General features: G+C 64.0%; 13 protein-coding genes and 1 riboswitch. Of the genes, 10 read left to right on the forward strand and 3 right to left on the reverse strand.

Annotation, left to right across the window (positions count from 1 at the left end):
• Nucleotide 1 precedes the first annotated feature (1 nt).
• The 3 genes from thiS to thiC are packed head-to-tail and all read right to left on the reverse strand — an operon-like array spanning nt 2 to nt 2,947.
• A complete protein-coding gene (thiS, locus tag RA25_RS08015; RefSeq protein WP_019294658.1) occupies nt 2-199 on the reverse strand; it encodes a sulfur carrier protein ThiS in 198 nt (65 codons plus the stop codon).
• Nucleotides 168-1,136, reverse strand: a complete 969-nt coding sequence (locus tag RA25_RS08020; RefSeq protein ID WP_039171371.1) for an FAD-dependent oxidoreductase — start codon at nt 1,134-1,136, stop codon at nt 168-170. Before RA25_RS08020 ends, thiS begins: the two co-directional genes overlap by 32 nt.
• The gene (gene thiC / locus RA25_RS08025) at nt 1,133-2,947 is read right to left on the reverse strand and encodes a phosphomethylpyrimidine synthase ThiC (protein WP_039171374.1); all 1,815 of its coding nucleotides are present in this window, start codon (nt 2,945-2,947) and stop codon (nt 1,133-1,135) included. Before thiC ends, RA25_RS08020 begins: the two co-directional genes overlap by 4 nt.
• Before the next feature lie 137 nt (nt 2,948-3,084).
• Nucleotides 3,085-3,213, reverse strand: a riboswitch (TPP riboswitch).
• Between the two features lie 212 nt (nt 3,214-3,425).
• Between thiC and bioB the strand changes: the two genes are divergently transcribed.
• The 10 genes from bioB (at nt 3,426) to RA25_RS08075 (ending at nt 14,444) form a co-directional block, all read left to right on the forward strand.
• Nucleotides 3,426-4,403, forward strand: coding sequence for a biotin synthase BioB (bioB, locus tag RA25_RS08030; RefSeq protein ID WP_019294655.1), 978 nt, complete (start codon nt 3,426-3,428; stop codon nt 4,401-4,403).
• On the forward strand, nt 4,403-5,542 hold the full coding sequence (locus RA25_RS08035; protein WP_039171379.1) for an 8-amino-7-oxononanoate synthase: 1,140 nt from the start codon (nt 4,403-4,405) through the stop codon (nt 5,540-5,542). The genes bioB and RA25_RS08035 overlap by 1 nt, the downstream gene beginning before the upstream one ends.
• A complete protein-coding gene (gene bioD / locus RA25_RS08040; RefSeq protein WP_039171381.1) occupies nt 5,539-6,165 on the forward strand; it encodes a dethiobiotin synthase in 627 nt (208 codons plus the stop codon). The genes RA25_RS08035 and bioD overlap by 4 nt, the downstream gene beginning before the upstream one ends.
• Nucleotides 6,162-7,460 (forward strand): adenosylmethionine--8-amino-7-oxononanoate transaminase, encoded by a 1,299-nt coding sequence (bioA, locus tag RA25_RS08045; protein WP_039171383.1) that lies wholly within the window; start codon nt 6,162-6,164, stop codon nt 7,458-7,460. Before bioD ends, bioA begins: the two co-directional genes overlap by 4 nt.
• 3 nt (nt 7,461-7,463) lie before the next feature.
• Entirely contained in the window at nt 7,464-8,078 is a 615-nt protein-coding gene (locus RA25_RS08050; protein WP_039152483.1) for a pimeloyl-ACP methyl esterase BioG family protein, read from the forward strand.
• Nucleotides 8,078-8,869, forward strand: a complete 792-nt coding sequence (locus tag RA25_RS08055; RefSeq protein ID WP_039152484.1) for a methyltransferase domain-containing protein — start codon at nt 8,078-8,080, stop codon at nt 8,867-8,869. The genes RA25_RS08050 and RA25_RS08055 overlap by 1 nt, the downstream gene beginning before the upstream one ends.
• Before the next feature lie 162 nt (nt 8,870-9,031).
• Nucleotides 9,032-10,000 carry an ABC transporter substrate-binding protein gene (locus RA25_RS08060; RefSeq protein ID WP_019294649.1) on the forward strand — a complete coding sequence of 323 codons (969 nt, stop codon included), beginning with the start codon at nt 9,032-9,034 and terminating at the stop codon, nt 9,998-10,000.
• 379 nt (nt 10,001-10,379) lie between these two features.
• Nucleotides 10,380-11,345: an ABC transporter substrate-binding protein gene (locus tag RA25_RS08065; RefSeq protein ID WP_039171386.1), complete on the forward strand. Its 966-nt coding sequence runs from the start codon at nt 10,380-10,382 to the stop codon at nt 11,343-11,345.
• Between the two features lie 10 nt (nt 11,346-11,355).
• Nucleotides 11,356-12,408, forward strand: a complete 1,053-nt coding sequence (locus RA25_RS08070) for a quaternary amine ABC transporter ATP-binding protein (protein ID WP_039171389.1) — start codon at nt 11,356-11,358, stop codon at nt 12,406-12,408.
• Nucleotides 12,408-14,444 carry an ABC transporter permease gene (locus tag RA25_RS08075; protein WP_039171391.1) on the forward strand — a complete coding sequence of 679 codons (2,037 nt, stop codon included), beginning with the start codon at nt 12,408-12,410 and terminating at the stop codon, nt 14,442-14,444. Before RA25_RS08070 ends, RA25_RS08075 begins: the two co-directional genes overlap by 1 nt.
• Nucleotides 14,445-14,516: the final 72 nt, after the last annotated feature.

Consider the following 14,516-nt stretch of genomic DNA (forward strand, 5'->3'; position numbering starts at 1 on the left):
CTCAGCCTCCCTGCATCGGGGCCAGGACTTCCAACTGGTCGCCCTCCGCCAGTTGCACCTCTGCCCGCTGGCCGCGGGCAACAAATGTGCCGTTCAGAGCGGTCGCAACAGAGGAACAGGCAAAGCCGAGTTCCCGCAGGGCAGATTGCAGGTCACTTGCCGAAACCTCATGCGGTTTGGCGTTCACGATGATCTTCATCTGATGTCTCCGGTAGCAGGTGTTCCGCGGCCTGCTGCGCCATCGCGGGCGCCAGCAAAAAGCCATGGCGGTACAACCCGTTAAGGTAAAGCGTGCCGTCTTGTTCAGTGAGCCGCGGCAGGTTTTCGGGGAAGGCCGGGCGCAGGCCCGCGCCGGTTTCCACGACGCCGGCCTCGGCAAAGCCCGGGTGCAGGGCAAAGGCCGCGCTCAAAAGCTCGCTCAGCGAGCGCAGCGTGACGGCACGGTCGGAACTGCTCTCGATCATGGTGCCGCCGATCATGAAATGCCCATCGCCGCGGGGCACCAGGTACAGCGGCATTCGCGGGTGCAGCAGGCGCAATGTGCGGCTGATCTCCACCTCCGGGCAGTGCAGGATCGCCATCTCGCCGCGCACCGGGCGCAAGGCGGGCAGCGGTGCCGCCATCCCGGTGCAATCCAGCGTGACGCAGGCCGGGGCAGGGGCACCGTAACGGATCTCCACTCCCAGTTCCTGCACCTTGGCGCTCAGATCGCGCAGGGCGCGGCGCGGATCCAGATGCGCTTCCTTCTCAAAGAACAGCCCTTGCGCAAACCGCCCGGCCAGCGCTGGCTCCAGCGCGCCGATCTCTGCCCCGTCCACCCCCCGGTTTCCGCTGGTGCGGCGGGCAAAACGGGTGAGCTCCGCCCGGTCGCGGGCAGGCGCCACCACCAGCGTGCCGCGCCTGTGCACGGTCGTGACCTTGGCCCACCAGCCGAAGGCGCGGCTGCCGAGGGTGATCACCTCTGCTTCGGCGCTTTCGCGTTCGCACCAGGGTGCCAGCATGCCGCCCGCAAAGCGCGCGACACTGCCAGCCCCGGGCGTCTCGCCCCGCTCATAGACGGTGACCGCGGCCCCGCGCTGCGCCAGTTCATAGGCGCAGGCGAGGCCGGCCAGGCCCGCGCCTGCGATGGTGATCATTCCGCCGGTTCCGCTGCTTCAGCGGCAGGCACATAGAGCTCGCCGCCCTCGCGGAACTTGGCGGCCATCGCCTCCATGCCCTCTTTCTGCGCTTCCGAGCGGATGTCGTGGCTGATCCGCATCGAACAGAATTTCGGCCCGCACATGGAGCAGAAATGGGCAACCTTGTGGGCCTGTTTCGGCAGGGTCTGGTCGTGGAATTCGCGTGCGGTGTCCGGGTCCAGCGACAGGTTGAACTGGTCCTCCCAGCGGAACTCGAACCGCGCGCGGCTCAGCGCATCGTCGCGGCGCTGGGCGCCGGGCAAACCCTTGGCGAGGTCGGCAGCATGGGCTGCGATCTTGTAGGTGATGACCCCGGTCTTCACGTCGTCGCGGTCGGGCAGGCCCAGGTGTTCCTTCGGTGTCACGTAGCACAGCATCGCGCAACCGAACCAGCCGATCATCGCCGCCCCGATGCCGCTGGTGATGTGGTCATAGCCCGGCGCAATGTCGGTGGTCAGCGGCCCCAGCGTATAGAACGGCGCCTCGTGGCAGCACTCCAGCTGCTTGTCCATGTTCTCCTTGATCTTGTGCATGGCAACATGGCCCGGCCCCTCAATCATCACCTGGCAGTCCTTGGCCCAAGCGATCTTGGTCAGCTCACCCAGGGTTTCCAGCTCGGCAAACTGCGCCTCGTCATTGGCGTCCGCAATGGAGCCCGGCCGCAGCCCGTCGCCCAAAGAGAAGCTCACATCATACTGGCGGCAGATGTCGCAGATTTCCTCGAAATGCTCATAGAGGAAGCTCTCCTTGTGGTGATGCAGGCACCACTTCGCCATGATCGAGCCGCCGCGCGAGACAATCCCCGTCACCCGGTTCACCGTCATCGGCACCATATGCAGCCGCACGCCCGCATGGATGGTGAAGTAATCGACGCCCTGTTCCGCCTGTTCGATCAGCGTGTCGCGGAACACTTCCCAGGTCAGGTCCTCGGCGATGCCATTCACCTTCTCCAGCGCCTGGTAGATCGGAACCGTGCCGATCGGCACAGGGGAGTTGCGCACGATCCATTCGCGGGTGTTGTGGATGTTGCGGCCCGTGGACAGGTCCATCACCGTGTCGGCGCCCCAGCGGATCGCCCAGACCAGCTTGTCGACCTCTTCCTCCATTGAGGAGGTCACGGCAGAGGTGCCCATGTTGGCGTTGATCTTCACCTTGAAATTGCGGCCGATGATCATCGGCTCGATTTCCGGGTGGTTGATGTTTGCGGGGATGATGGCGCGACCGGCGGCGATTTCGGACCGCACGAATTCCGGCGTCACGTAGTCCGGGATGTTGGCGCCAAAGTCATTGCCGTCGCGGTTTGCGTGGCAGGGCGACAGCTCGCGCAGCTGGTTTTCGCGGATCGCCACGAACTCCATCTCCGGCGTGATGATGCCCGCACGCGCATAGGCCAGCTGGGTCGGCGCCTTGCCGTCCTTGCCGCGCAGCGGGGCGGGCTTCACCGGGAACTCCGGCGTCAAACGGTCGCCCTCGACAAACCCGTTGTCCTCCGGCTTCACGTCGCGGCCCTGGTAGCTCTCGACATCGCCGCGGGCCTCGATCCATTGGCGGCGCAGGGCGGGCAGGCCCTCACGGATGTCGGTCAGCACCTCCGGATCGGTATAGGGGCCGGAGCTGTCATAGACCGGCAACGGCGCCTCGCCCGCGGTGGGGTGGGTGGAGATCTCACGCATCGGCACGCGGACGTCCTCATGGACCTCGCCGCTGACGTAGATCTTGCGCGATGCGGGCAATGCGCCCGTGGTGATTTTCGGGTTGGGGACGTTCATCTGGTGTTCCTCCGGGCCTTCGGTTCAAAAACACCAATTGAGCCGGGACGGAGGAAAACGGGCAGGGGGGTGTACAGCCGGTGTACGGCCGGTGCACGCATGCTGCCTGTCCGAAACACCGCTTGCTGCCGGGGCGCCGTGCGATGCTTCTTGCTTCCTACGCCAGTATCAACTGGGTCAGGTTCAAAGGGTCGCGCCGCCGGTCCGGGATCCCCCGCACCATGACGCCTCTCAGTCCCTTGGGCGGGACTCCCCTGCGTGCCTATAGGGCTAGGGGAGGTGCGGGGTTTGCGTCAACCGGAATCTTTGTAGATTATTTTTTGGCATTAATATCAGTTCAGTATTGGCCTTATTGACACCGGGTTGGGGCAAATCGCTGCAGCGCAGCTTTGATGCTTGATCGAGGGCTGCAAAATTATCTATAAAACCGGAAACGCCATCCGCGCATGGCCAACAGGTATAGAGAACAGGAGACAGCATGCTGGACGCTGCACCCATCCGCACCGACTGGACCCGCGAGGAAGCGGAAGCGATTTATAACAAACCTTTCATGGACTTGCTGTTTCAGGCGCACACCGTGCACCGGCAGTATTTCGATCCCAACCAGGTGCAGAAATCCAAGCTGCTCAGCATCAAGACCGGCGGCTGCGCCGAGGATTGCGCCTATTGCTCTCAGTCGGCGCGCAACGGCGCGCAGCTCTCTGCCTCCAAGCTGATCGAGGTGCAGCGGGTGATCGCCGAGGCCAAGAAAGCCAAGGAAGGCGGCGCGACGCGCTATTGCATGGGGGCCGCCTGGCGTTCGCCCAAGGACCGCGACATGGCCGCGCTTGAGGCGATGGTGCAGGGCGTCAAGGACCTGGGCATGGAAACCTGCATGACCCTGGGCATGCTGGACGAGGAACAGGTGTTCCGCCTGCGCGATGCCGGTCTCGATTACTACAATCACAACATCGACACCTCGGAGCGCTACTACTCCGAAATCATCACCACCCGCACCTTTGCCGACCGTATCGACACCCTGAACCGGGTGCGTGAAGCGGGCATCAAGGTCTGCTCCGGCGGCATCGTTGGCATGGGGGAAAAGCAGCTGGACCGTATCGACATGATGCTGGCGCTGGCCACGCTGGAGGTGCACCCGGATTCGGTGCCGGTCAACATGCTGATCCCGATCGCCGACACGCCGCTGGCCAATGTCGAGAAGCTGGACCCGATCGAATTCGTCCGCTCGGTGGCGCTGGCCCGCATCCTGATGCCGAAGTCCCACGTGCGCCTGTCCGCGGGCCGCACCGATATGTCGGACGAGATGCAGGCGATGTGCTTCTTTGCCGGTGCCAACTCGATCTTTGTGGGCGACACGCTGCTGACCGCGGACAACCCCGAAGAGGACAAGGACCAGCAGCTGTTCGACCGTCTGGGCATCACCGCGATGGCGGCAGGCTGCGACGGCAGCCGCTGATGGCGGGCGCCTTTCCGCGGCATGAGAAATCGCTGGAAGCGCTGCGTACGCGCGGACGCTACCGGCAACTGATGCCGCGGGACGGGCATGACTTTGCCTCTAATGACTATCTTGGGCTGGCGGGCAGCCATGTTCTGCGCGCCGCCGCCGCAGACGCGCTGGCGCGCGGGGTGCCGGTGGGGGCAGGCGGCTCGCGCCTGCTGCGCGGCAACGATGCAGAACATCAGCTGCTGGAGGCTGAGGCGGCTGCGTTTTTCGGCACTGAGGCGGCGCTGTTCATGGGCGGCGGGTTCAATGCCAATCAGGCGATTTTCTCCACCCTGCCGCAGCAGGGCGATCTGGTGCTCTATGACACGCTGATCCACGCCAGCACCCATGACGGGATGCGGCTGGGCCGGGCAGAGACCCGCAGCTTTGCGCACAGCGATGCGGAGGACGCGGCACGGGTGCTGAAGGACTGGCGCTCGACAGGTGGCGAGGGCCAGGTCTGGATCGCGGTTGAGGCGGTCTATTCGATGGATGGCGACCTCGCGCCGCTGGACGCGCTGATGGCGCTGGCGGATGCAGAGGGCGCCGTGCTGGTGGTGGATGAGGCGCATTCCTCCGGCGTGTTCGGCGATCTGGGGCGCGGGCTGGCGCACGGCATCGCCAACCGTCCGAATGTCCTGTCCCTGCACACCTGCGGCAAGGCGCTGGGCGCCTCGGGCGCGCTGATCTGCGGTCAGAAGGTTTTGATCGAGACACTGATCAACAAGGCGCGCGGGTTCATCTTTGCCACCGCGCCGTCGCCGCTGAACGCGGCCCTGGTGCGCGCAGCTTTGCAGGAACTTCAGCAGAACCCGGGCCGCCGCGAACAGGCGTGGCAGGGAATTACCCATGCCCAAGATGAGGCCAAGCGCCTGTGCGGGCTGGATGGTTTCCAAAGCCAAATCCTGCCGGTGGTGATCGGTGACGACAAGAGCACCATGGCGCTGGCCGCGGCCATGCAGGCGCGCGGCTACGACATCCGCGGCATCCGCCCGCCGACAGTGCCGCGCGGCACCTCGCGGCTGCGGCTGTCGATCACACTGAATACGGGGGTAGAGGTCATCACCCGGATGTTCGAAGACCTCTCCCGGGAAATGGAGACAACCCCATGAGCGCGCTGATCGTCACCGGAACCGACACCGGCATCGGCAAGACCGTCTTCTCGGCCGGCCTGGTGCAGGCGCTGGGCGCCACCTATTGGAAGCCGGTGCAATCGGGGCTGGAAGAGGAGACCGACAGCCAAATCGTCTCCCGCCTGTCGGGCCGCCCGGCGCTGGCCGAAGGCTACCTTTTGCAACTGCCCGCTTCGCCGCACCTGTCAGCAGAGGCCGAAGGCGCGGAGGTCGACCCGGATTCGCTGTCTTTGCCTGAGGTTGATGGCGTGCTGGTGGCCGAAGGCGCAGGCGGGCTGATGGTGCCGCTGAACCGCAAGGTGCTGTATCTCGACCTGTTCGCCCGCTGGGGCGCCCCCGTGATCCTCTGCGCGCGGACGCAGCTGGGAACCATCAACCACACGCTGCTGTCACTCAAGGCACTGCGCGATGCAGGCTGTCCGGTGGTGGGCGTGGCCTTTATCGGTGATGCAGAGTCGGCGGTTGAGGAGACCATCTGCCAGTTCGGCCAAGTGGCGCATCTGGGCCGTCTGCCGGTGCTGGGCGAACTGACCTCTGACGCGCTGGCCGTGGCCTTTCAGGCCAGCATCCGGGTGGATCTGATCAAGGAGGCCTTGGCATGAGTGCCGCAGACCTCACCCAGCTGGAGTTTGATCAACAGCACCTCTGGCATCCCTACACCAATGTCGCCAAGCCCGGCCCGACCTTTGTGGTGAAGGAAAGCGAAGGCATGTACATCACCCTGGACGACGGCACCCGTCTGATAGATGCCATGTCGTCCTGGTGGTGCATGATGCACGGCCACAAGAACCCGGCGATTACCAAGGCAATCCACGACCAGCTCGACGCCCTGCCGCATGTGATGTTCGGCGGGCTGACCCATGACCCGGCCATCGACCTGGGCCGCAAGCTCTTGGAGATCACCCCCGAAAGCCTGACGCGCATCTTCTATTGCGACAGCGGGTCCGTCTCGGTCGAAGTGGCGATGAAGATGGCGGTGCAATACCAGCACGCCATCGGCCAGGCGGGGCGCAAGGAATTTGCCACCATCCGCTCCGGCTATCACGGCGACACTTGGAAGGCGATGAGCGTCTGCGACCCGGATACCGGCATGCACCACCTGTTCCAGGGCGCGCTGAGCGTGCAGCACTTCGTCTCCCGCCCGCCAGTCCGCATTCATGAGGATTGGATCGACGACCCGGCGCAGAACGGCCTGGGCGAGCTGCGGGCAGTGCTGGAGGCCAACGCCAAGAGGATCGCGGCCTTCATACTGGAGCCCGTGGTGCAGGGCACCGGCGGGATGTATTTCTATCACCCCGAATATCTCAATCAGGCGCGCGCGCTCTGTGATGAGCTGGGCATCCTCCTGATTTTCGACGAGATCGCCACCGGCTTTGGCCGCACAGGCGAGTTGTTTGCCACCAATTTCTGTTCGGTTGAGCCGGATATCATCTGCCTCGGCAAGGGGCTGACTGGCGGCCATATCTCCTTTGCCTGCACCATGACCAATGACCGGGTGGCAGAGGGCATCGGCGGCGGCAACCCGGGCCTGTTCATGCACGGGCCGACCTATATGGGCAACCCGCTGGCCTGTGCCGCTGCCAAGGCGTCGCTGGACCTGCTGACGGGGCAGGACTGGCGCGGCACGGTGGCGGCAATCGGCGAACAGATGCAGGCCGAACTGGCCCCGGCGCGGGATCTGCCGAATGTGGCCGATGTGCGGGTCCTGGGCGCCATTGGAGTCATTGAGATGAAGCATCGCGTCTCAGCCGACGAGGCGCATGCCCGGGCGCATGAAATGGGCGTGTTTCTGCGCCCCTTCGGCACCAACATCTACACAATGCCGCCCTTCATCACCTCGCCAGATCAGCTGAGCGAAATCACCGCAGGTATGCTGCGGCTGGCGCGGGAGCTGTAAGCCATGGAGTTCCGCTGGCTCAAACAGATCCAGGCAGCCGAGGCCATCGTGGTCTTCGGCGGCTGGGCTGTGGGGCCGGAGGTGTTCTGGCATCTGGATGGCCCCCAGGACATCCTGTTTGCAAGCGATTACACGGATTTGGATGCAGAGCTGCCGGACCTTTCCGGCTATGAGCGGGTCAGCCTGCTGGCCTGGTCGTTTGGCGTGGCTGCCTATGCGCATTGGCAGCAGGGGCGTCCGGACCCGTTCAGTCGCAAGACGGCAGTGAACGGCAGCCTGCAGCCGGTGAACCGCGGGGCGGGCATACCGCCGGCCGTGTTCCGCCGCACTGTGGAAACCCTGAGCCTTGACAGCTATCAGCAATTCCTAGGCCGGGTGTTTGGCGCCCGGCAGGACGCCGAAGCTCTGGATGTGGAAGCGCGCCGGGCAGAACTGCTGGCGGTGGAGCGCCGCGGGGACGCGCCTCAAATGCGCTTTGACAAGGTCTGGATTTGCTCCGGCGACAAGATTTTTCCGCCAGCCAATCTGGCGCGTGCCTGGGCGGGGCAGAACGTTGCGAACCTGGACGCGCCGCATGCGCCATTTGACCGGTTTGCGCAGTGGGAGGCGCTGTTCTGATGAAAGACATGCAGCCCCAGCATCCGGATCAGTCACGTGTGCGGAAAAGCTTCCGGCGCGGGCTGGAGAGTTATCACGACGCCGCATCGGTACAGGCGGAAACTGCCCGCCAATTGGCCCGGATGCTGCAGGATCAGGCGGGGGCGCGGCGCTTCGGCAGTGTTCTCGAGTTCGGCTGCGGAACCGGCCATTTGACGCGGCAGCTTATGCAGCGGTTCCGGGCGGACCGTTTGATCCTCAATGACCTTGTGCCGGAGGCGGGACAGGTGTTGCAGGCACTGGATGAGGAGACCCGGCTGAACGCCAGGTTCGAGGCCGGTCCGGTGGAGAGCTTGCCGCTGCCGTATCAGCTGGATTTGATCGCTTCTGCCTCGACCGTGCAGTGGATACCTGACTTGCCGGCGCTGCTTTCCCGGCTGGCAATGCAACTGAAACCCGGCGGCTGGCTGGCGCTATCGGGTTTCGGCCGCAGCCAGTTCCGCGAGCTGGCAGCGTTGGGGTCCGCCGCCGCTGCACCCAGTTACCTTGATGCGGATGAATGGTGCTCGGTGCTGCCGGATGGTTTGGAAATCCAGCAAATCGCCCAGCATCCCTCCGTTCTGGAGTTCGGCTCTGCGGTAGAGCTGCTGAAGCATCTGCGCCAGACCGGGGTGAACGGCAATGCTCAGCAGGGGTGGAGCCGCAGGAAACTGTGTTCGTTCGAGGATGACTACCGCGAGCGGTTTGGCCGGGGCTGCAAGCTGCCGCTGACCTATGATCCGGTGCTTCTGGTTGCCCGTCGTGCTGGCTGATCCGGGCGGATGCTTGAAGCAAGTTTTAGGCTTTTTCCTATTCAAAGGCGCAGCTGTTCCCGCAAGCCGTTAATCTTTGTCAACTCCCGCCTGATATGCCGGTCCGCGGAGCTGCGCTGAGGCGCGGCGCGTGGGACGACTGGCAGAACGGGAGTTACGCCAATGAAAATCAATGTGATTGCCGCAGCTTTTGCGGCACTGGCGGCTACGGGGGCCGCCGAAGCTGCAGATATGGGGGATATGGGAACTCCGATCCGGCTGTCGCTGAACAACTGGACCGGCCAGCACCTGTCGACTTATATCGCTGGCGGACTGCTGGAGGAGGCGGGCTATACCGTCGAATATGCCGAGGCGGACCAGAGCAACCTGTACGGTGAAATCGCCGACGGCGATATGCATGCAATGGTGGAGGTCTGGACCAGCAGCGATCCTGCTGAGTACTTCGATCTGGTGGATGCGGGCCGTCTGGAGAACCTGGGCGACATGGGGCTGGATGCGCGCAACGGCGTGGTGTTCCCGCCCTACGTGGCGCAGATGTGCCCTGGGCTGCCCAATTGGGAGGCGCTGCGCGACTGCGCAGGCATCTTCTCAGAGGACGGTAAGGGCAAACGTGGCATTTACTTGGCCTACCCGGAATCCTGGGGCTCGCCCGGTGCTGACCGGATCCGCGCGCTGGAATTGCCGTTTGATGTGGTCGCGGCTGAGTCGGAGGCGGCGATGATCGAAGCCTTCCAGGCGGCTTATCGCGAGAAACGCCCGGTGATCTCCACCTTCTGGGCACCGCATTGGGCGATGTCCTCCTATGCGCTGCAGTTTGTGCGACTGCCCAAGCCGGAGCCCGCCTGCTACACAGATCCGTCCTGGGGGCCGAACCCCAAGGCCACTGGCGACTGTGACTTTTACCGCGGTGGCGTGGTCAAGGCGAGCTGGCCGGGGTTCAAGGAGCGCTGGCCTGCCGCCTATGAGATCTTGAAGAACTACCAGCTGAGTATCTGGGACCAGCAACCATTGATCGGGCTGGTGGATGTCCGCGGCGAAACCCCGCAGGGTGCGGCCCGCGGCTGGCTGGCGGTGAACCGGGCCAAATGGATGCCCATTGTCGAGGAAGCGACGGGCAAGGGCCGCTCCTGAGCCGGGCTGCTCTTAACTAAAAAATCAGCGCCCCCGCGATGCGGGAGCGCTCGTCCCGTTTCAGCGCATCCCGCTTGCGGTCTGAAGAGCCCCCGGGCTAAGTCCAGCGGGCACGCCGTTTGATTCCGGAACTTGTGTGTTTGCACAAAAACTTAAACCGTCAATCAAAATTTTTTGCCATTTGCGTCGCATTTGCTCGACAAGCGGTCGTAATATGTTCCAATACTTGCATTATCCCCGGCCACACTTGGGGCATCGGCGTCTGCAAGTAACAGAACGGCCGGCCAAAAGGCTGGCCAGGCGCCATGAACCGCCGGGTTCCAATGACGCGCCAAGCCGGACAACCGGCGGCGCAACAACAATGACAGGGAGTAGAAGGATGAACTTCAAGGGATTTGCGCTGGCGCTGGGCGCCGCAACATTGACGGTTGCCGCGGGCATCGCCTCCGCTGCCGAGCTGGGCGACACCAGCAAGCCGATCAAGCTGGCGGTGAACGAATGGACCGGCCAGCATGTGACCACCCACATCGCGGGCGAGATGCTCAAGGCTGCGGGCTACGACGTGGAATATGTCTCTGCTGGGATGATGAACCAGTTCCAGGCGATTGCAGATGGCGACATCCATGCGACGCTGGAAATCTGGTCCTCCAATGTCTCCGATGAATACGCCAAGAAGGTTGAGGAAGGCACCGTCGTCGAGCTGGGTGACCTGGAGCTGAACGCCCGCGAAGGCATTGCCTATCCGGCGCATGTGGCCGAGATCTGCCCCGGCCTGCCGGCCTGGGAGGCGCTGAAGGACTGTGCCGCGCAATTCGCCACCGCTGAAACCCTGCCCGAAGGCCGCCTGGTTGATTACCCGGCTGACTGGGGTACCCCAGGCGCCGACCGCATGACCGGCCTGGCGCTGCCGTTCAAGGCCGTGCCTGCGGGTTCCGAGGCAGCGCTGATTGTTGAACTGCGTGCCGCGACCGAACGCAAGACGCCGCTCCTGATCACCTTCTGGCAGCCGCATTGGGCGATGTCGGCATATGACGTGAAATTCGTCGATCTGCCGCCGGGCGAGGACGCCTGCTTCTCCGATCCGGCCTGGGGCCCGAACCCGGATGCTGTCAACGACTGCGACTTCTCACCCTCGCGCATCTTCAAGGCCGCCTGGTCCGGCACCGCGGAAACCTGGCCCGCGGCGTTTGAGATCCTGTCGAACTACACCCTGGCCGTGGAAGACCAGCAGCCGATGATGGGCGCGGTCGACGTGGATGGCGGCAAGGTCGAAGAGGTGGTTGCCGAATGGATGGCCGCCAATGAGGACAAGTGGCGCCCGGTTGTCGACGCCGCCATTAACTGAGCTGACCCAAGTGAGCGGCTCTGAGACGCCAGCCATCACCTGCCGGAATGTCTGGCAGGTGTTTGGCAACAATGCAGACAGCGCCTTGAAGGAGGCGCTGTCGCGGCACGAAACACCCGAAGCTGCTGCGCAGGACTTGCGCGGCAAGGGGCTGATCCCCGCCGTGCAGGACGCTTCCTTTGACGTGAAGGAGGGGGAGCTGTTTGTGATCATGGGGTTGTCGGGTTCTGGTAAGTCGACCCTGATCCGATGCATCTCGCATTTGCTGCACGCCACCGGCGGCGAGATCCGCATCGACGGCGAAAACATCGTCGAGGCCAGCCCCAAGCGGCTGATCGAGCTGCGCCGCAAGAAGCTGGGCATGGTGTTCCAGCATTTCGGCCTGTTCCCGCATATGACCGTGGCCGAAAACGTCGCCTACCCGCTGCGGGTGCAGGGGGTGAAGAAGAAACAGCGCCTTGCCAAGGCGCAGGAGGTGATCGAACTCGTTGGCCTTGGCGGGCGTGAAAAGAACTTCCCGCGTGAACTCTCCGGCGGTCAGCGCCAGCGCGTTGGCATTGCCCGCTCACTGGTGGCGGATTGCTCGGTCTGGTTTCTGGATGAACCGTTCTCGGCCTTGGACCCGCTAATCAGGCGGCAGCTGCAGGATGAGTTCCTTGAAATCCAGGCCAAACTTAGGACCACCATCGTTTTCATTACCCACGACATCAACGAGGCGCTGAAGCTGGCTGACCGGATCGCCATCATGCGCGACGGCAAGGTGGTGCAGATCGGCACCCCCGCCGATATCGTGCTGCGCCCGGTGGATGACTATGTGCGCGAGTTCTCCAAGGACGTGGCCAAGGGCCAGCACGCGCATGTGTCCTCGGTGATGCAGACCGGCGAGCACCATGTCTATGGCGCTGACGATCCCGGCCTGCGCCAGGATATGACGCTGGACGCGGCCCTCGCGCGCTGCATGGAGCTGTATGAGCCGGTGCCCGTCCGCACGGATGACGGCAAGCTGGTCGGTGTGGTGAATCCTGCTGACCTCGCTGCCGCACTGCAGGTGGAGCAGGGGTGATGGCAGGTCTTTCGAAAGGCTCGATTGCGGCGCTGATTGCAGCCGCAGTGGGCGCCCTGTGCCTTCTGCTGGAAAGCAGCATGCCGTGGCTGGTGAAATTTCCCGCTGCCTGGGTGCTGCCCGCCACCGACTGGGTTGGGGCCTTCATGGAGTGGTTCCTGGCGCTGATCAAACCAACAGCCCGCGCCTTCTCGGCGCTGATGTTCTACCCGATGGAAGCGGCAAACTATGTGCTGAGCCACACGCCTTGGCCGCTGGTCATCTGCGCCACCACAGCGCTGGCCTGGACTCTGGGCGGCGTGCGGATGGCGCTGATGGCGGTGGTGGGCCTCGGCTTTGTGCTCGCTTCCGGCTACTGGCCCGAAAGCATGAACACCCTGGCGCTGGTTGCTGTCTCGGTGCCGTTGGCGCTGATCATCGGCGGCGGTATAGGCATCCTTGCCAATGAATACCCCCGCATCCGCCAACCGGTGCAGGCGGTGCTCGACATCATGCAGACGGTGCCGACCTTTGCTTACCTGACGCCGCTGCTGGTGCTGTTCGGTTTTGGCCCTGTGGTGGGTCTCATCGCCTCTGCCATCTACGCAGCGCCGCCGATGGCGCGCAATGTGCTCCTTGGCCTCGAACGGGTGGAGCCGGAGATCAAGGAAGCTGCGATCATGGCCGGCGGCACCCGCCTGCAGCAGCTGTTCCAGTGCGAGATCCCTTCGGCCGGGCAGCAGATCATGGTTGGTGTCAACCAGTGCCTGATGGCGGCGCTGTCGATGGTGATCATCGCCGCCGTGATCGGCGGCTTTGACGACATCGGCTGGGAGGTCCTCTTGACCATGCGCAAGGCCCAGTTCGGGCAGAGCCTGCTGGCAGGCCTGGTGATCGTGATCTTCGCGATCCTGATCGACCGGATGAGCGGCACCCTGACCCAGGACCGGCGCGACAGGCATGACCCGCGCGTTGCCTGGGGCATCCTGGCGCTGGGCGTCCTGGTCAGCGCGGCCTTCTGGGGCAGCGTTCAGCAGCCCGGCAACTACGGCTTGTTCAACCCGGTGGCGGACAGTGTCGACCGGGGGCTGTCGTCCTTTACCAGCGCCAATGCGGAGTTCCTGACCGCGCTCAAGAACAACGTGCTGTTCTATGTGCTGCTGCCGATGCGGATCGGGCTGGACCAGGCGGTTCTGCCCTTCACTTGGGGTTTTGCCTGGACCCCGGCGATGAGTGCGGCGCTGTTTGCGGCGGGTGCCGCTGCAGGCGTAGTCTTTGCACTGCGCGGACAGGTAGCGCTCGGTATCATGCTGCTGATTGCTGCCGGAATGCTCGAAACAGGCATTTCGCAGCTGCCTTGGCCCTTTGTGCTGGTGGGTGCCGGCGCGCTGGCCTGGGTTGCAGGCGGCCGCAATTTGGCCGTCCTGACTGTGGTTCTGCTGGGCACCATCCTGCTGTCCGGCCTGTGGGAGCGGGCGCTGCTGTCGCTCTACCTTTCTGGCGCTGCAGTCTTTGCCTGCGCGGTGATGGGCGGCGCCATCGGTCTGGCCTCTGCGGTCTCACCCGGTGTCTGGCGTGTGGTGCGCCCGGTCTGCGACATGCTGCAGACCATTCCGTTGTTCGTGTTCCTGATCCCGGTGCTGATGGTGTTCCAGATCGGCGAATTCTCCGCCTTCCTGGCGATCATCGCCTATGCCATCGTGCCGATGATCCGCTACACGCGGCACGGGCTGGTCTCCACTCCGGAGGAGATGATCGAGGCTGCGACTGCCTCCGGCGCCACCACATGGCAGATGCTCAAGGACATCCGCGCGCCCTATGCGGCGCCGTCGATCCTGCTTGGCCTCAATCAGACCATCCTCTATGCCTTCGCGATGCTGGTCATTGCGGCGCTGATCGGCACCACCGGCCTCGGCCAGTCGATCTATCTGGCGCTGGGACAGGCGGATGTAGGGCTGGGCATCTCTGCGGGCGCGGCGATGGCGATCCTCGCCCTGATCGCCGACCGCATGGTGCAAGGTTTTGCTGAGGAGCGGCGTAAGGCGTTGGGTCTGTAACGGCCCAAGAAGCCAATAGAAAGGGCGCCCAAGCGGCGCCCTTTTTTGATCTGGGGCAACGTTTTATACTGC

Origin of the sequence: Leisingera sp. ANG-S5 (genome assembly GCF_000813925.1) — a bacterium.
Lineage (GTDB): Bacteria > Pseudomonadota > Alphaproteobacteria > Rhodobacterales > Rhodobacteraceae > Leisingera.